Origin of the sequence: Burkholderia sp. WP42 (genome assembly GCF_000745665.1) — a bacterium.
Classification (GTDB): domain Bacteria; phylum Pseudomonadota; class Gammaproteobacteria; order Burkholderiales; family Burkholderiaceae; genus Burkholderia; species Burkholderia vietnamiensis.
Genome location: NZ_JQJT01000010.1, coordinates 87,149 through 103,160, shown reverse-complemented (window position 1 = coordinate 103,160; position 16,012 = coordinate 87,149). Strand labels below are relative to the sequence as shown.

Genomic DNA, 16,012 nt, shown 5'->3' with positions numbered 1-16,012 from the left:
AGATGGCCTGCCGGTTACAGCATGCCCGTCTTCTGGTACAAGCTCGCGGCCTTGATGCGCTCCTGCGACTGCGCAAATTCGGCAGTCAGACGGTGATGATCGGCCTGCGCATGCGCCGTGATCGACGCGTCGATGGCCATGATCTGCCGCACCCGGTCCAGCGCATCCGGCGTCTGCTCGCCGGACAGGCTCATCAGCAGCGGCGAGCGTTCGCCGACGAGGGCCGCGACGCGCACCCAGTCGCGTGCGTCGGCCGCCGACTGCATGGCGCGGGTCAGGTCGAAGGCGCGGGACAGGGTGTCGGTCGTCATGGTCAGGTCCGGTTCGCAGTGGCTTACTTGTTGGTGGCCAACGCGCCGGCGCTACTCTGGCCGCCGAACAATTGAGTCAGATACCGCGTGTTGTTCGCCATCTGCGCCATCAGCGTGTTCAGCGCGGTGAACTGCGCGGTGTATTGAGTGGTCAGCTGGTTCGAGTAGGTCTGCAGTTGCGTGGCCTGACTCTGCACGTTCGTCAGATCGGCGTTGATCGCGCTGGTGCGCTGGTCGATCAGGCCGGACGTCTGCGTGTACGAGTTGATCTGCGAGTTGAGCGCCTGCGCCACGCCGTTCGTCTGGTTGAAGATCGCCGCCACCGTCGAGTTGTTCGACTTGAGTGCCGTGGTCAGCGCGGCGGTATCGACCGTCATCGTGCCCGTCGACGTCACGTTGATGCCGATGCTGCCGAGCGCATACGTCGTGCCGCCAGTCGTGACGCCGCTGCTGAGCGTCGTCGCGAGCTTGCTCGTGATCGTGTTCAGCATCGCGTCGCCGAGCAGCGGGCCGGCGCTCTTTGCCGTCGAGTCATAGGACGACAGCGATTTCGCCGTGGTCACGAAGCTGGAGTACGCGTTCGCGAAATTGGTGATCGCGGTCGTCGCCGCGGCCGTGTCCTGCGACAGCGTGATGGTTTGCGTCGTGCCGACCGCTGCTTGCGACAGCGCCAGCGAGACGCCCGTCAGCGCGCCCGTGACCGTGTTCGACGCGCTCGTTACCGGCGTGCCGTCGATCGTCAGCTTCGCATCGGCCGCCGGGGTGACCGTCGTATAGCCCGACGTCAGTTTCGAGTTGACGCCCGTGCCCGTGATCGAGATCGTGTTGGCCGCGCCGGTGGCGTTCGACTGCATCACGAGATGCTGCCCGTCCGAACCGGTGATGACCGATGCGGTAACGCCGGCATTGCCGGATGCGGAATTGATCGACGACGCGATGTCGGACAGCGATGCGCCGGCCGCCACGTTGACGTTGAACGCGGCATTACTGCCGAAGGTGATGCTCAGCGAGCCGGCCGAGATCGTGTCCGCGGACGTCACGCCGGCGGACGACAGCTTGTTCGCGGTCGCGAGTTGCGTGACGTTGACCGAATACGAACCGGCCACCGCGCTGCTGCTGCTCGTCACCGTCGTCGCGATACCGGTGCCGCTCGCCGTCGCCGCCAGGCCACTGAGCGTGCTGCCGTCCGACAGGCCGGTAAGCGCGCTCTGCAGCGCCGACAGCGCACTCTTCAACTGGCCGATCGCGGACAGTTGCGTATTGTCGTTCGTCTGCCGGGTCTGCAGCGTCTGCAATTGCCCGGCCGTCTTCGCGTTCACCAGCGTCGTCACGAGCGTATTGACGTCGAGCGACGAATTGGTCGCGCCGCTGATGATCGACTGTCCGGCCTGCGACAGGAGGGTGCTGATGTCGGTGCTGCTGACGGGGGTGGTGGTGGCCATGCCGTTACTCCGGTCGTCCGCGCAATCAACGAGCGCGATGCGGCGGTGGCGCCGCGGTTCAATGCAAAGAGGGAGGCGTGCCTCCCTTGAGAATTCCGGTCAGGGCGGCGGCGTCGCATCGAGTGCCGATGGCGACGCCGCGGTGCCCGTAGGCGGGCGGGCGTATGGCCCGCCGCGCGTGCTTCTCTATTAACCGAGGAGCTTCAGGACTTGTTGCGGCAGCGAGTTCGCTTGCGCCAGAACCGAGATGCCTGCTTGTTGCAGCACTTGCGCCTTGCTCAGGTTCGCCGTTTCCGTCGCGAAGTCCGCGTCGGTGATCTGCGCGCGAGCAGCGCTCATGTTGGTTGCCTGGGTTTGCGTCGTCGAGATCGCAGCCTGGAACGTGTTCTGTGCCGCACCCAGCGTTGCTTGGAACGTGTTGACTTGCTTCAGTGCCGCGTCGATCGCCGTGATCGCCGATTGCGCGCTCGACTGGCTGCTGACGGACAGGCCGGTCAGGCTCATGCCCGAGCTGTTCCACGTCGTCGAGCCGAAGTCGACCGAAACGGTCTGGCTTGCTGCTGCGCCGATCTGGAACGAAACGGTCGAGATGCCGCCCAGGATGGACTGGCTGTTGAACGACGTTTGCGCTGCGACACGGTCGATTTCGCCGAGACGCGTCGTCACTTCAGATTGCAGGTTGGAGCGGGCGCTCGAATCCAGCGAGCCGTCACCCGACTGGACTGCCAGCGTACGGATACGTTGCAGGTTGTCGATCGTCGATTGCAGCGCGCCGTTGGCGGTCTGGATCATCGAGATGCCGTTGTTCGCGTTTGCAACACCCTGCGTCAGCGCGTTGATGGCTGCTGTTTGCGACGTTGCGATCGCCAGGCCTGCTGCGTCGTCCGCTGCGGTGTTGATGCGCTTGCCCGACGACAGGCGGTTGATCGCTTGCGACAGTGCGCTTTGCGAGCCCGTCAGATTCGTCTGCGTCGTCAGCGAAAGGATGTTGGTGTTGATGTTCAGCATTTGCTTCCTCGTTTTGGAAAATGCCTGAGTACAGACAGGGGTCGTTTTCGGCGTCGCGCTTTATCGCGAGTGGCGCTGCCCGCCTTTCCTGGTTGACGGCGGCACCCGGCGAAAACTTTAGAAACTCCGTCGAGGAAATTCGGGACGGAAGTGGGATGGGGGCGCGAAGCCCAAGCCTGGCTTGGGTTGCAGCGATTTTGCGGGCGCGTGCGGCAGCCGTTCGGGACGGCATTTCGGCAGCCTTCACGCGCGGTAGCACTTCGCGAACGACAAAAGGATGGTTTTGTCTGTGATTTCCTGCTATGATGGCGGGCTGAATTGAGATTTTCTGTCACGCCTTTGCCGTTGCGGCATTCCTGCTGGCAGTCAAACGCGGCGCTGCACGCGGCTTGTGAAGCGTACTCGCGGTGCTTTCCGCCTCTCATTTCCGGCCTCCGAGGCCGTATTTCCGCTCGTTTCGCCTGTTGTGGGGACGCCCGGATGGCCGGTGCGTGGCGCTTGGCCGCTACGTTTTTGACCGTTTAAGCACTTTAGGAACGACATGACGACGATTCTTCTGAAAGAAAACGAGCCGTTCGAAGTGGCGATTCGCCGCTTTCGCCGTGCTATCGAAAAAAATGGCCTGATCGCTGAACTGCGCGAACGCCAGTCCTACGAAAAGCCGACCGCAGTCCGCAAGCGCAAGAAGGCAGCAGCCGTCAAGCGCCTGCACAAGCGTCTGCGTAGCCAGATGCTGCCGAAGAAGCTCCACTAAGAGCGTCTGACGGTTCGCCGCGAAACGGCGGAGCGTGCTTCGAAAGAAGCCGCTCCGCCGTTTTGCTTTTTTGGCTGGCTGTTCCGGGCGGGAAAGGCTTCGGGGGCGCTGCCGACAGGCGCGGTCTGCGGCTATCCCCCCAGCCGGCGCCGCTGCCGCTGCCGCGGTCGTGCCGCCGGGCCAGCCCGCTTCGTGGCGGGCCTGTCGTCGGCCCGTCCAGCTCCGCTGCCCGCCGCCTCGCCGTCAGCCCGCGTTGCGGCGCCGTGCCGGCTGCTTGCCCGCAAGCGCCGCACATTGCGCATGGCAAGGGCAGCCGAGCTCGTGATCGTTCACCATCCCGGTCGCCTGCATCAACGCATAGCAGATCGTCGAGCCGACGAACTTGCAGCCGTACGCCTTCAACGCCTTGCTGAGCGCGTCGGACTCGGCGGTCGACGCCGGCGCGTCGCGATACGACCGCCACGCGTTCTGGATCGGCGTATCACCGACGAACGACCACAGGAACTTCGCCAGCGACCCGTGCTCCTCGCGAATCTGCTGCACGGCCCGCGCATTGATCACCGCTGATTGGACCTTCGCGCGATTGCGTACGATGCCGGGATTCGCGAGCAGCTCGTCGACGCGTTGCGGTGTGAAGCGCGCGACCGCGTCGACGTCGAAATCGGCGAACGCCTCCCGATAGCCGGCGCGTTTGTTCAGGATCGTCGACCACGACAGCCCGGCCTGCGCGCCTTCCAGGATCAGCATCTCGAACAGGTGGCGATCGTCATGCGACGGCACGCCCCATTCAGTATCGTGATAGTGGGCGTCCGCTTCCGTCTTTACCCAGTTGCACCGCTGCGACATCGTCGGCCTCGTTCCAGTGTCGATTCGATCGCGCCAGCATAGCGGAAGCCCCATGCGCGGCATAGCTGGCCGAACGGCAGATGGGCGCGCGGGGCCGATGCGGTTAAGCTTGGCGACTGGTCGAATCAGCAGGATCCACGCATGACGGCATTACTTTTTGCAATCGGCATCGACGGCGGCGGCACCGGCACCCGCGCGGTGCTCGCCGACCGGCACGGCCGCGAACTCGCCCAGGGGCGCGGCGGCCCGTCGGGGCTCGGCCTCGGCATCGAGCGCGCCTGGGCGTCGATCGGCGCGGCCTGTGCCGACGCGTTCACGCAAGCCGGACTCGCGCTGAACTGGTCGCAATGCGCGCTTGGCTGCGGGCTGGCGGGCGTCAACAACGCCGCCTGGCTGGCCGCCTTCCGCGCGCACGCGCCGCTCGACGCGCTCGCGGTCGAAAGCGACGCATACACGACGCTGGTCGGTGCGCACGGCGGCGCGCCGGGGCTCATCGTCGCGCTGGGCACCGGCAGCATCGCGGCGGCGCTCGATGCGGCGGGCGATTGCCGCATTGCGGGCGGCTTCGGCTTTCCGTCCGGCGACGAGGCAAGCGGCGCGTGGCTCGGCATGCGTGCGCTTGCTTACGCGCAGCAGGCGCTCGATGGCCGTGCGCCGCGTGATGCGTTTGCCGAGGCGCTGCTCGGCACAACGGGCGCGGACGATCGCGACGCGCTCGTCCAGTGGTCGTGCGACGCGAACCAGACCATCTACGCGCGGCTCGCGCCGATCGTGTTCGCGCATCGCGACCATCCGTATGCGGCCGCGCTCATCGCGCAGGCCGGCGAGGAGATCGGCAAGATGATCGACGCGCTCGACCCGCGGCACGTGCTGCCGGTCGCGCTGTGCGGCGGGCTGGCCGACGCGCTCGCGCCGGCCGTACCCGAGCGCCACGCGACCCGGTTGCGGGCGCCGCTCGACGATTCCGCGCACGGCGCGTTGCGACTCGCCTTGAAGGCGCTGGCGGCCGCGGGCGCCGGATAGCGGGGCGCGCGTGGTGAGTCACCGGTGATCGGAGGCAGACGCCGGTCGTCCGGCGCGCGGGTCGGCCCGACGTTAAAATGGCGGCTCCGCACCGCCGTGCGCGTCCTTCACCGCGTCCCATGTACAAAGTCATCGCCACCGATCTCGACGGCACCCTGCTGAACAGCGATCACCAACTCGATCCGTACACGATCGAGACCATCCGCCGGCTCGAACGCGACGGCCTGCAGTTCGTGATCGCGACCGGGCGGCATTATGCGGACGTCGCCGGCATCCGCGACGTGCTGGGGATCCGGCCATACCTGATCACGTCGAACGGGGCGCGCGTGCATGCGCCGGACGACACGGCGATCCACGCGCAGGACATCGCCCCGGCAATCGTCCGCGAGCTCGTGCAGCCCGCCGTGGCCGGCGCGCACGGGCGCGTGATCGTCAATCTGTTTACCGATCGCGGCTGGCTGATCGATCGCGAGGCCCCGCACCTGCTCGAATTCCATCAGGACTCCGGTTTCCGCTACGACGTGATCGACATGGCCGCGCACGACGGCACGGATATCGCGAAGGTGCTCTACATCGGCGAGCCGGCCGACCTCGCGGTGGTCGCCGAGCAGATGCGCGTGCAGTTCGGCGACGCGCTGTACGTCACCTACTCGCTGCCCGATTGCCTGGAAGTGATGACCGCCAACGTCTCGAAAGGCCGCGCGCTGCGGGCGGTGCTCGAGCGGCTCGGCGTCGACGCCGGGCACTGCATCGCGTTCGGCGACAACATGAACGACATCGATCTGCTCGAAACCGCCGGGCACGCGTTCATGATGAACAACGCGAATCCCGACCTGATCGCGCGCTTGCCGCACATTCCGCGGATCGGCAACAACTTCGACGCCGGCGTGGCGCGTCACCTGCGCACGCTGTTCGCGCTGGCGGATGCCGTCGACGGCGTCGCGGCCTCCTGAACGAAAAGGAAAAACGGGCGCCAGCGGCGCCCGTTCAAATTACCTGCCTCGTGTTGTTCGACAGCGTGAGGCTCGCTGCGCTGCTCGCGTGACCCCGTAGCGTTGTTATTCGACGGTGCGAGCGGAGGCGGGCAGCGGGACGGCAGCGTCGCGCCCTGCGATCAACGGATAGACGACCCCTGCGATGGCTGCGCCGATGATCGGCGCAATCCAGAACAGCCACAGCTGGCCGATCGCTTCGCCGCCCACGAACAGCGCGGGGCCGGTCGAGCGGGCCGGGTTCACCGACGTGTTCGTGACCGGGATCGAGATCAGGTGGATCAACGTCAGGCACAGGCCGATCGCGATCGGTGCGAAGCCGGCCGGCGCGCGCTTGTCGGTCGCGCCGAGAATCACGAACAGGAAGAAGCCCGTCATCACGACTTCGCAGATGAACGCCGCGCCGAGCGAGTAGTGGCCGGGCGAGCGCTCGCCGAAGCCGTTGGTCGCAAAGCCGCTGCCCACCACGTCGAAGCCCGGCTTGCCGGTTGCGATCAGATACAGCACGAACGCGCCGAGCGTGGCGCCGACCACCTGCGCGACGATGTACGGGACGAGATCGCGTGCCGGAAAGCGGCCGGCGACCGTCAAGCCCACGCTCACAGCCGGATTCAAATGGCAACCCGAAATATGGCCGATCGCGAATGCCATCGTCAGCACGGTCAGGCCGAAAGCAAGTGCGACGCCGGCAAAGCCGATGCCGAGGCCCGGAAAGGCGGCCGCCAGCACGGCGCTTCCGCACCCGCCGAGCACCAGCCAAAACGTGCCGAATGCTTCTGCGGCCAGCCGCTGTGAAAGATTCATGAAGGGACCTCGTCCAAGTAGGGTGAACACCAATGGGCGGCCGGCTGATTTACTTCGTCGCCCGAATTGGTCTGGATTATAGGAAATGAATCGGACCGACGAGGGTCAACGATTGTTAAATTTGAATGCCGACGGCTCGCTTTATTAGAATAAATCCGCATTCTCCATATAGACGAATCGGTTAAAGATGGCAGAATTAATTGGCAAGAGCAGGGCGGCAGTGCGATGACGTAACGGGTGTCGGCGTTCCGGCCAGAGTCGGCGGAGCCGCATCATGCAAAAAAAGGGAGTCGATATGTCTCAATACGCGAAACTCAAGGCGCAGATCGCCGATCTGCAGGCCCAGGCGGACGAAGTGCGCCGTCAGGAAGTGGCGGCAGTGATCACCGAAGTCCAGCGGGTGATTGCCGAATACGGGCTGACGGCCCAGGATCTGGGATTCGCCGAGCGGGCGCGGCGCGGCCGGCCGCCGAAAAAGGCGCCGTTGCCGCCGAAATACCGCGATCCGAAGTCGGGTGCAACCTGGAGTGGTCGCGGCAAGCCGCCGAATTGGATCGTCGGCAAAAACCGCGATCGTTTCCTGATCGAATGATCCACCAATCGCCGGCACCAATCAGCGCGCCGCGCAAAAAGAAAGAGCCGCATCGACGATGCGGCTCTTTGTTCGATGCCGGCAGCTTTTACGCGCGGATTTCCACGCAATTTTTCCGGCGTATTTCGTGACGAATTTACGCGTCAGGCTCCGGCGACCCTGCGCAACGCCGGGCGTTTCGCCGCCGCGCAAAGCGATTCGTAGGTTTCGACATAGCGGCGCGCCATCGCCGTGGCGCTGAAGCGCGTATCGAAGCGGGCGCGGATCGCGTCGCGCGACAGGCTGTCGATCCGGTGCAGTGCGCCGACCGCGCCCTGGACGTCCTCGACGATGAAGCCGGTCACGCCGTCCTCGATCACCTCCGGCACCGAGCCGCGGTTGAACGCCACGACCGGCGTACCGCACGCCATCGCCTCGATCATTACCAGCCCGAACGGTTCCGGCCAGTCGATCGGGAACAGCAGCGCCGTGGCGCCCGACAGGAACGCCGGCTTCTGCGCCTCGTTGATCTCGCCGATGAATTCGACGTGCGCCTCGCCCAGCAGCGGCTCGATCACTTCCTTGAAGTAGTCGGCGTCGGCCTTGTCGACCTTCGCGGCGATCTTCAGCGGCAGCCCGCTTTGCGCGGCGATCCGGATCGCCGTGTCCACGCGCTTTTCCGGGCAGATGCGGCCGAGGAACGCGAGGTACTCGGGCTTCACGTCCGGCTGGGGCGTGAGCAGCGTGTCGGGCAGCCCGTGATACACGGTGCCGGCCCACGCGGCCTGCGGCAGCGGCTTGCGCTGCGAATTCGAGATCGATACGACGGGCGCGTCCGGGAACGCGTCGAACACCGGCTGCAGCTCGGGCAGGTCGAGGCGGCCGTGCAGCGTCGTCACATAAGGCGTGTCGAGCCGCGACATCAGCGGGAACGGCAGATAGTCCAGATGGAAGTGCAGCACGTCGAATTCGTGCGCGACCCGCGCCACCTGCTCGATCAGGCGCATATGGGGCGCCATCGAGTCGCGGATCGACGGGTCGAGCCGCAGCGCGCGCGGCCACGCGGCCTCGAGTCGCGCGGACGTGACGGAGTCGCCGCTCGCGAACAGCGTCACGTCGTGGCCGAGCTCGACGAGCGCCTCGGTCAGGTAGGACACGACACGCTCGGTGCCGCCGTAAAGTTTCGGCGGGACGGCTTCGTAAAGCGGCGCGATCTGGGCAATACGCATGGGCGTTCTCCAGTGTCGACCAGCGGGTCCGGTGCGGATGCTGGTCCGATACAAGGTTGCGGAACTCGCCGACGCACGCGTTGAGCGGTACGTGACCGGCCCGCGAGGGGAGATGCGGGACGCCGGGCGGCAAGCTGCGGGGCGGGCCGGCGCGGCTCACGCCGCCGCCCATTGGAGTCCATTATGGATATCGCCTTCAGGGGTTCGAGTGTTTTTTCAAAGACTTAAGGCTTGTTACACGATGAAATACGCGAAAACCCCGAGAAAAAGGGCACGCGAATCGAAATCGAGACAGTGGCCATAATTGTTGCGATATCGTGAAAAACCACTATAATTTTTACCGATTGACTCACTCGCGCCCCGCCGTTCCAGCTTCCCCCGTCTACGCGCTCTGCAGCGCCTCTCCTCCGACAGATCCGGGTTTCACCGGTCCCCACCGGGTATTTTTTCTGTCGGAAAAATTCCTACACGGTTTACAGACAAATCCTGCACGGCATACGCCACTTCGCTGATACCGGCATAAAGGCCGTTTAGCCAGAATTCGGCCTGTAAGACTATAAACGTGCCGGCAGCTGCGCCAGTAGGCGCCTGATAGAGCAAACGTTTTCATAACACGAAAGGCCAAAGCAAAGTTTTCTAACGGGGGAATGATGAGCGCCACCAGCGAAATGCTCAGTGAGATCAAAGAGGTCAACCTGTCGTACCTCCTTCTCGCGCAGCGCCTGCTGCGGGAAGACAAAGCGATGGGCATGTTCCGCATGGGTGTTTCCGAGGAACTCGCCGATGTGCTCGCGAACCTCACGCTCGCGCAGACCGTGAAGCTCGCCGCATCGAACCAGATGCTGTGCCGCTTCCGCTTCGACGACCACGCGTTGCTGTCGTCGCTCGCCGACAAAGGCCGCAGCGACGTCGTCACGCACGCACACTCGGCCATCCTGATGGCCGGCCAGCCGGTCGAAAGCGTCCGCTGATCACCACCGCCTCCACGTTCGCCCCGGCGCGCCGCGCCGGCGGGCGGCGTATCGGCGACACATCCGAACAACGTCAAGCGTACGGTTATTGACCATGGCTAGCAAAAGCGTCGTGAACGAGGTGAAGGAAATCACCCTCGCGATCGAACTCATCGAACTGGGCGCCCGGCTGCAGCTGCTGGAGGCGGAGACGAGCCTGTCGCGCGATCGCCTGATCAAGCTGTACAAGGAACTGAAGGGCGTGTCGCCGCCGAAGGGGATGCTGCCGTTCTCGACCGACTGGTTCATGACGTGGCAGCCGAACATCCATTCGTCGCTGTTCTACAACATCTACCGGTTCATGCAGGACCACGGCCGTTGCGACCCGATCCAGTCGATCGTCAAGGCGTACCGGCTCTATCAGGAGCACGTCGATCTGTCGGGCGACGAGGCCGCGCTGAGCCTCACGCGCGCATGGACGCTGGTGCGCTTCTTCGATTCCGGGATGCTGCAGATGACGCCCTGCACGCGCTGCGGCGGCCACTTCGTCGCCCATGCGCATGATCCGCATCAAGGTTTCGTGTGCGGCCTGTGCCAACCGCCGTCGCGCGCGGGCAAGACCCGCAAGGCTGCCGCCGCGCGCGCCGAACTGGCCGCCGCGACGGCCTGAGCCGCGCCGGACGGCGCGCGGGCGAGCGTCCGGCAGCGGCTGCACCGCATGCGAACCGATTCCGGCCTGCTGGTAAACACCGCCGCAGCGCAGCGGAGGCGCCGCGAAAGTTTTCCTGCCGACTGCCGTAAACCTGATTAACGGCGGTCTCCCCGCCGGTCTTTCGTGAGGGACAGGCAGTGCTGATTATCGTGGGAACACTCGTGACGCTGTTGTCCGTCTTCGGCGGTTATGCGCTGGCAGGCGGGCATTTGGGCGCATTGGTCCAGCCGCTCGAGATCCTGATGATCGTCGGTGCGGGTGTCGGCGCGTTCATCCTCGGCAACGGCATCAAGACGATCAAGGCGACCCTGCGCGTGCTGCCGACGCTCTTCAAGGGCTCGAAGTACAACAAGGACGTCTACATGGAGCTGATGGGGCTCCTGTACGTGCTGCTCGCGAAAGCGCGCAAGGAAGGCACGCTGACACTCGAAGCCGACATCGACGATCCGGAGAAGAGCCCGATCTTCACGCAGTACCCGAAGATCCTCGCCGATCACCACATCGTCGAATTCCTGACCGACTACCTGCGCCTGATGGTGGGCGGCAACATGAACGCGTTCGAGATCGAGAGCCTGATGGACGAGGAGATCGAGACGCACCACACCGAAGGTGAAGCCCCGGCGCACGCGCTGATGCGTGTCGGCGACGCGATGCCGGCATTCGGTATCGTCGCGGCCGTGATGGGCGTGGTGCACACGATGGCGTCGGCCGACAAGCCGCCCGCGGTGCTCGGCGCGATGATCGCGCAGGCGCTGGTCGGTACGTTCCTGGGCATCCTGCTGTCGTACGGGCTGATCGGGCCGCTGTCGAGCCTCGCGGAGCAGCGCGTGGCCGAGGCGACCAAGATGTTCCAGTGCATCAAGGTGACGATCCTCGCGAGCCTGAACGGCTACGCGCCCGCAATCGCGGTCGAATTCGGCCGCAAGGTGCTGTTCTCGACCGAGCGTCCGTCGTTCAACGAGCTCGAAGAGCACGTGCGCCGCGTGAAGGCGAAGTGACGCGGAGCGTTCGATGAGCAAGAGCAAGGATCGCGCAATCGTCGTGAAACGGGTGGCCCCGCAGAAGAAGGGCCACCACGGCGGCGCATGGAAGCTCGCATACGCGGACTTCATGACCGCGATGATGGCGTTCTTCCTGCTGATGTGGCTGCTGAGCTCGGCCACGCCGGTGCAGCTGAAGGGGATCGCCGAGTACTTCAACACGCCGCTGCAGGCCGCGCTGTTCGGCAGCGGCGACCGCAGCTCGCAGGACTCGAGCATCATCAACGGCGGCGGCCGCGACCTGTCGAGCGTCGACGCCGGCACGACGCGCCGCACCGACGGCTCGACGAGCCTCGCGGACCGCGTCGCGAAGAAGGGCGAAGACACCGCGCAGGCGCAGGCGCAAGGCGCGATCGAGCGGCGCGAGCAGGCGCGCCTGCACGACCTGCAGATCAAGCTGATGGCGGCGATCGAGGCGAACCCGACGCTGCGTCAGTTCCGCCAGCAGATCCGCATCGACTCGACGCTGATGGGCCTGCGCATCGAGATCGTCGATTCGCAGAAGCGGCCGATGTTCGCGATGTCGAGCAACAACGTCGAGCCGTACATGCGCGACATCCTGCGCGAGATCGGCAAGACGCTGAACGACGTGCCGAACCGGATCATCGTGCAGGGTCACACCGACGCGGTGCCGTATGCGGGCGGCGAAGGCGGCTACAGCAACTGGGAGCTGTCAGCCGATCGTGCGAACGCGTCGCGCCGCGAGCTGATCGCAGGCGGCATGGACGAGGCGAAGGTGCTGCGCGTGCTCGGCCTCGCCTCGACGCAGAACCTGAACAAGGCCGATCCGCTCGATCCGGAAAACCGCCGGATCAGCGTGATCGTGTTGAACCGAAAATCCGAAGAGGCGCTGATGCGCGACGACGCGACGACCACCACGCTGTCGGCCGATGCGGCCGGCTCGAAGCTGCTCGGGCAGCAGCTGGGCGCCGCCTCGGCCGCCCGGCCGGTGCTCGCGAGCGCCGTGGCCGTCGCGCCGAAACCCTGACGTTTCCAGCTTCCGAGACAGACATGATCCGAACCATTCTCGCCATCGACGACTCCGCGACCATGCGTGCGCTGCTGCAGGCGACGCTTGCGCAGGCCGGCTACGACGTGACGGTGGCGCCGGACGGCGAAGCCGGCTTCGACATGGCGGCCACGATGCCGTACGACCTGGTGCTGACCGACCAGAACATGCCGCGCAGGAGCGGGCTCGAGGTGATCTCCGCGCTGCGCAGGCTCAGCGCGTATACGGCCACGCCGATCCTCGTGCTGACGACCGAAGGCAGCGATGCCTTCAAGGACGCCGCACGCGACGCGGGCGCGACCGGCTGGATCGAAAAACCGATCGACCCGGCCGTGCTGATCGACTTGGTCGCGACGCTCTCCGAGCAGACGGCCTCCTGACATGAACGCGACGAATCCAACCGGTGACCGGGCATGACTCTCGACATCACGCAGTTCTACCAGACCTTTTTCGACGAAGCGGACGAGTTGCTCGCGCAGATGGAGCAGCTGCTGCTGAACCTCGACGTCGATTCACCCGACCCCGAGGATCTCGCGGCGATCTTCCGCGCCGCGCATTCGATCAAGGGCGGCGCGGCGACGTTCGGCTTTACCGCGCTGACGCAAACGACCCACATCCTCGAATCGCTGCTCGACCGCGCGCGCAACCATGAGCTGACGCTGACCAAGGAAATGGTCGACGCGTTCCTCGAGACCAAGGACGTGCTGTCCGACCAGCTCGCCGACTATCGTGCGAGCGCGGAGCCGGACGCGGCGGCCGCCGCGGAAATCTGCGCGAAGCTCGAACAGCTGAAGGCCGCGAGCGGCACGGCCGCGGCAGCACCGGCGCCCGCGCCGGCTGCGGCCGCCGCACCCGCGCCCGCTGCGCCGGCTGCGGCTGCGCCGGAGCCCGCCGCCGCCGGCGATAGCGCGCCGGACCACGTGATCGAACAGGCCGTCGCGGCCGCCCATCCGGCGGCAGGCGGGGCCGATGCCGGCGCCGAAGGCCCGCATCTGAAGATCACGCTGGTCGGCGTCGACACGAAGGACCAGGCGCTCCTCACCGAGGAGCTGAGCAATCTCGGCCGGATCGCCGGCCGCGAGCAGTCGGGCGGCGACCTGACGCTGTGGCTCGAATCGGACGTGCCGTCCGACGACATCATCGCCGTGTGCTGCTTCGTGATCGACGAAAGCCAGATCCGCATCTCGCGCGGCACCGCGCCGGCCGCAGCGGCGGCGCCGGGCGCACCGGCAGCAGAGGCCGCAGCGCCCGCACCGGCGCCGGCCGCCGCGCCGCCGGCTGCCGCCGAACCGGCCGCGGCCGCAGCCGCACCGGCCGCACGCGTCGAGGTATTCGCGCCCGCAGCGCCCGCCGCACCGGCGGCGCCGGCCGCCGCGGCCGCGCCGCAGGCGCCGGCACAGCCGGCGGCCGCAGCCCAGCCGCAGCAAGCGCCGCACGCCGAACCGGCCAACGCGCATGCTGCCCACCATCACCACGACGACAAGCGTCCGCGCGGCGCGGCCGGCGCGGCAGGCGGCGCCGAAGGCAGCTCGATTCGCGTCGGCGTCGAGAAGGTCGACCAACTGATCAACCTCGTCGGCGAACTCGTGATCACGCAGGCGATGCTCGCGGAAACCGCGACCGCCTTCGATCCCGCGCTGCACGACCGCCTGTTCAACGGAATGGCGCAGCTCGAGCGCAACGCGCGCGACCTGCAGGAAGCGGTGATGTCGATCCGGATGATGCCGATGGACTACGTGTTCAGCCGCTTCCCGCGGCTGGTGCGCGATCTCGCCGGCAAGCTGGGCAAGCAGGTCGAGCTCGTCACGTTCGGTCAGGCCACCGAGCTGGACAAGAGCCTGATCGAGCGCATCATCGACCCGCTCACGCACCTGGTGCGCAACAGCCTCGACCACGGCATCGAAACCGTCGACAAGCGCGTCGCGGCCGGCAAGGACGCAGTCGGCCAGCTCGTGCTGTCGGCCGCGCATCACGGCGGCAACATCGTGATCGAGGTGAGCGACGACGGCGCGGGCCTGAACCGCGAGCGGATCCTCGCGAAGGCCGCGAAGCAGGGCATGCAGATTTCCGAGAACGTCAGCGACGACGAAGTGTGGCAGCTGATCTTCGCGCCGGGCTTCTCGACCGCCGAGACGGTGACCGACGTGTCGGGCCGCGGCGTCGGGATGGACGTCGTGAAGCGCAACATCCAGTCGATGGGCGGCCACGTCGAGATTTCGTCGCAGGCCGGCCGCGGCACCACCACGCGGATCGTGCTGCCGCTCACGCTCGCGATCCTCGACGGGATGTCGGTGAAGGTGGGCAGCGAGATCTTCATCCTGCCGCTGAACTTCGTGATGGAGTCGCTGCAGCCGTCGATGGACGACATCTACACGGTCGGCAACGGCGAGCGCGTGGTGCGCGTGCGCGGCGAATACCTGCCGCTCGTCGCGCTGCACGAGGTGTTCTCGGTCGACGACGCGCGCACCGATCCGACCCAGGGCATCGTGACGATCATGGAAACCGAAGGGCGCCGCTTCGCGATGCTCATCGACGAGCTGGTCGGCCAGCAGCAGGTGGTCGTGAAGAACCTCGAGACCAATTACCGCAAGGTACACGGCATCTCGGCAGCGACGATCCTGGGCGACGGCAGCGTCGCACTGATCGTCGACGTCGCGGCGCTGAACCGCGAAACCCGTGCGACGCACGGCGCCCGGGTGGGCGCTGAACTCGCGATCTTCTAACTCTCGCCATTCAACCGATTGGGGGCACACGTGTCTGCTGAAGTCCAAATGATCAATCCGGCCGCGGCGAACGCGGTCGCAAGCCGCCGCGACGCCGAACAGGGCGATGCGACCGGGCAGGAATTCCTCGTCTTCACGCTCGGCGACGAGGAATACGGGATCGACATCCTGAAGGTGCAGGAAATCCGCGGTTACGACAGCGTCACGCGCATCGCCAACGCGCCGGACTTCATCAAGGGCGTGATCAATCTGCGCGGCATCATCGTGCCGATCGTCGACATGCGGATCAAGTTCCATCTGGGCCGCGTCGAGTACGACCATCAGACCGTCGTGATCATCCTCAACGTGTCGAACCGCGTGGTCGGGATGGTGGTCGACGGCGTGTCGGACGTGCTGACCCTGCAGACCGACCAGATCATGCCGGCGCCGGAATTCGGCGCGACGCTGACGACCGAGTACCTGACGGGCCTCGGCACGGTGGACGGCCGGATGCTGATCCTGATGGACATCGAGAAGCTGATGTCGAGCCGGGAAATGGCGCTGATCGAGATGCTCGGCGCATAAGCGCCACGCGCGCGCAGTAATTTCGGGAGATTCT

General features: G+C 66.0%; 17 protein-coding genes. 11 read left to right on the top strand and 6 right to left on the bottom strand.

Annotated features, from left to right (window positions below):
* Positions 1 to 14: 14 nt before the first annotated feature.
* From EX20_RS05895 to EX20_RS05885, 3 genes are all read right to left on the bottom strand, one after another.
* On the bottom strand, positions 15 to 311 hold the full coding sequence (locus EX20_RS05895) for a flagellar protein FliT (protein ID WP_034192949.1): 297 nt from the start codon (positions 309 to 311) through the stop codon (positions 15 to 17).
* Positions 312 to 334: 23 nt separating this feature from the next.
* A complete protein-coding gene (fliD, locus tag EX20_RS05890) occupies positions 335 to 1,753 on the bottom strand; it encodes a flagellar filament capping protein FliD (protein WP_034192948.1) in 1,419 nt (472 codons plus the stop codon).
* Positions 1,754 to 1,942: 189 nt separating this feature from the next.
* Positions 1,943 to 2,761 carry a flagellin domain-containing protein gene (locus EX20_RS05885; RefSeq protein WP_034192947.1) on the bottom strand — a complete coding sequence of 273 codons (819 nt, stop codon included), beginning with the start codon at positions 2,759 to 2,761 and terminating at the stop codon, positions 1,943 to 1,945.
* Between the two features lie 541 nt (positions 2,762 to 3,302).
* Between EX20_RS05885 and rpsU the strand changes: the two genes are divergently transcribed.
* Positions 3,303 to 3,515: a 30S ribosomal protein S21 gene (rpsU, locus tag EX20_RS05880; RefSeq protein ID WP_006401410.1), complete on the top strand. Its 213-nt coding sequence runs from the start codon at positions 3,303 to 3,305 to the stop codon at positions 3,513 to 3,515.
* A 243-nt stretch (positions 3,516 to 3,758) separates the two neighbouring features.
* Here rpsU and EX20_RS05875 read toward each other — a convergent pair whose 3' ends face one another.
* Positions 3,759 to 4,361 (bottom strand): DNA-3-methyladenine glycosylase I, encoded by a 603-nt coding sequence (locus EX20_RS05875; RefSeq protein WP_034192946.1) that lies wholly within the window; start codon positions 4,359 to 4,361, stop codon positions 3,759 to 3,761.
* Positions 4,362 to 4,502: 141 nt separating this feature from the next.
* Here EX20_RS05875 and EX20_RS05870 point away from each other — a divergent pair, with 141 nt between their 5' ends.
* Both EX20_RS05870 and EX20_RS05865 read left to right on the top strand, forming a co-directional pair.
* Positions 4,503 to 5,384, top strand: coding sequence for a glucosamine kinase nucleotide-binding domain-containing protein (locus tag EX20_RS05870; RefSeq protein WP_034192945.1), 882 nt, complete (start codon positions 4,503 to 4,505; stop codon positions 5,382 to 5,384).
* A 119-nt stretch (positions 5,385 to 5,503) separates the two neighbouring features.
* Complete coding sequence (locus tag EX20_RS05865) at positions 5,504 to 6,337, top strand: Cof-type HAD-IIB family hydrolase (protein WP_034192944.1); 834 nt, start codon at positions 5,504 to 5,506, stop codon at positions 6,335 to 6,337.
* 105 nt (positions 6,338 to 6,442) lie between these two features.
* Here the strand turns inward: EX20_RS05865 and aqpZ are convergent, their stop codons facing one another.
* On the bottom strand, positions 6,443 to 7,180 hold the full coding sequence (gene aqpZ, locus EX20_RS05860) for an aquaporin Z (RefSeq protein ID WP_034192943.1): 738 nt from the start codon (positions 7,178 to 7,180) through the stop codon (positions 6,443 to 6,445).
* A gap of 295 nt (positions 7,181 to 7,475) precedes the next feature.
* On the opposite strand from aqpZ, the gene EX20_RS05855 reads away from it, so the two are divergent.
* Positions 7,476 to 7,772, top strand: coding sequence for an H-NS histone family protein (locus EX20_RS05855; RefSeq protein ID WP_011882898.1), 297 nt, complete (start codon positions 7,476 to 7,478; stop codon positions 7,770 to 7,772).
* A gap of 143 nt (positions 7,773 to 7,915) precedes the next feature.
* Here EX20_RS05855 and EX20_RS05850 read toward each other — a convergent pair whose 3' ends face one another.
* Entirely contained in the window at positions 7,916 to 8,980 is a 1,065-nt protein-coding gene (locus EX20_RS05850; RefSeq protein ID WP_034192942.1) for a glycosyltransferase family 4 protein, read from the bottom strand.
* Positions 8,981 to 9,630: 650 nt separating this feature from the next.
* Here EX20_RS05850 and flhD point away from each other — a divergent pair.
* The 7 genes from flhD to cheW all read left to right on the top strand — a co-directional run bounded on the left by flhD (position 9,631) and on the right by cheW (position 15,978).
* The gene (gene flhD / locus EX20_RS05845; RefSeq protein ID WP_034193026.1) at positions 9,631 to 9,951 is read left to right on the top strand and encodes a flagellar transcriptional regulator FlhD; all 321 of its coding nucleotides are present in this window, start codon (positions 9,631 to 9,633) and stop codon (positions 9,949 to 9,951) included.
* A 94-nt stretch (positions 9,952 to 10,045) separates the two neighbouring features.
* The gene (gene flhC, locus EX20_RS05840) at positions 10,046 to 10,600 is read left to right on the top strand and encodes a flagellar transcriptional regulator FlhC (RefSeq protein ID WP_011882902.1); all 555 of its coding nucleotides are present in this window, start codon (positions 10,046 to 10,048) and stop codon (positions 10,598 to 10,600) included.
* A 179-nt stretch (positions 10,601 to 10,779) separates the two neighbouring features.
* A complete protein-coding gene (gene motA / locus EX20_RS05835) occupies positions 10,780 to 11,640 on the top strand; it encodes a flagellar motor stator protein MotA (RefSeq protein ID WP_011882903.1) in 861 nt (286 codons plus the stop codon).
* 13 nt (positions 11,641 to 11,653) lie between these two features.
* Positions 11,654 to 12,670, top strand: coding sequence for a flagellar motor protein MotB (gene motB / locus EX20_RS05830; protein WP_011882904.1), 1,017 nt, complete (start codon positions 11,654 to 11,656; stop codon positions 12,668 to 12,670).
* Between the two features lie 23 nt (positions 12,671 to 12,693).
* Positions 12,694 to 13,071 (top strand): response regulator, encoded by a 378-nt coding sequence (locus tag EX20_RS05825; RefSeq protein WP_011882905.1) that lies wholly within the window; start codon positions 12,694 to 12,696, stop codon positions 13,069 to 13,071.
* 33 nt (positions 13,072 to 13,104) lie between these two features.
* Positions 13,105 to 15,414 carry a chemotaxis protein CheA gene (gene cheA / locus EX20_RS05820; protein WP_034192941.1) on the top strand — a complete coding sequence of 770 codons (2,310 nt, stop codon included), beginning with the start codon at positions 13,105 to 13,107 and terminating at the stop codon, positions 15,412 to 15,414.
* Between the two features lie 48 nt (positions 15,415 to 15,462).
* On the top strand, positions 15,463 to 15,978 hold the full coding sequence (gene cheW / locus EX20_RS05815) for a chemotaxis protein CheW (RefSeq protein WP_011882907.1): 516 nt from the start codon (positions 15,463 to 15,465) through the stop codon (positions 15,976 to 15,978).
* Positions 15,979 to 16,012: the final 34 nt, after the last annotated feature.

Bases quoted from the DNA above. Each gene is read 5' to 3' on its own strand.
- EX20_RS05895 (WP_034192949.1), bottom strand. From the start codon at position 311: ATGACGACCGACACCCTGTCCCGCGCCTTCGACCTGACCCGCGCCATG.
- fliD (WP_034192948.1), bottom strand. From the start codon at position 1,753: ATGGCCACCACCACCCCCGTCAGCAGCACCGACATCAGCACCCTCCTG.
- EX20_RS05885 (WP_034192947.1), bottom strand. From the start codon at position 2,761: ATGCTGAACATCAACACCAACATCCTTTCGCTGACGACGCAGACGAAT.
- rpsU (WP_006401410.1), top strand. From the start codon at position 3,303: ATGACGACGATTCTTCTGAAAGAAAACGAGCCGTTCGAAGTGGCGATT.
- EX20_RS05875 (WP_034192946.1), bottom strand. From the start codon at position 4,361: ATGTCGCAGCGGTGCAACTGGGTAAAGACGGAAGCGGACGCCCACTAT.
- EX20_RS05870 (WP_034192945.1), top strand. From the start codon at position 4,503: ATGACGGCATTACTTTTTGCAATCGGCATCGACGGCGGCGGCACCGGC.
- EX20_RS05865 (WP_034192944.1), top strand. From the start codon at position 5,504: ATGTACAAAGTCATCGCCACCGATCTCGACGGCACCCTGCTGAACAGC.
- aqpZ (WP_034192943.1), bottom strand. From the start codon at position 7,180: ATGAATCTTTCACAGCGGCTGGCCGCAGAAGCATTCGGCACGTTTTGG.
- EX20_RS05855 (WP_011882898.1), top strand. From the start codon at position 7,476: ATGTCTCAATACGCGAAACTCAAGGCGCAGATCGCCGATCTGCAGGCC.
- EX20_RS05850 (WP_034192942.1), bottom strand. From the start codon at position 8,980: ATGCGTATTGCCCAGATCGCGCCGCTTTACGAAGCCGTCCCGCCGAAA.
- flhD (WP_034193026.1), top strand. From the start codon at position 9,631: ATGAGCGCCACCAGCGAAATGCTCAGTGAGATCAAAGAGGTCAACCTG.
- flhC (WP_011882902.1), top strand. From the start codon at position 10,046: ATGGCTAGCAAAAGCGTCGTGAACGAGGTGAAGGAAATCACCCTCGCG.
- motB (WP_011882904.1), top strand. From the start codon at position 11,654: ATGAGCAAGAGCAAGGATCGCGCAATCGTCGTGAAACGGGTGGCCCCG.
- EX20_RS05825 (WP_011882905.1), top strand. From the start codon at position 12,694: ATGATCCGAACCATTCTCGCCATCGACGACTCCGCGACCATGCGTGCG.
- cheA (WP_034192941.1), top strand. From the start codon at position 13,105: ATGACTCTCGACATCACGCAGTTCTACCAGACCTTTTTCGACGAAGCG.
- cheW (WP_011882907.1), top strand. From the start codon at position 15,463: ATGATCAATCCGGCCGCGGCGAACGCGGTCGCAAGCCGCCGCGACGCC.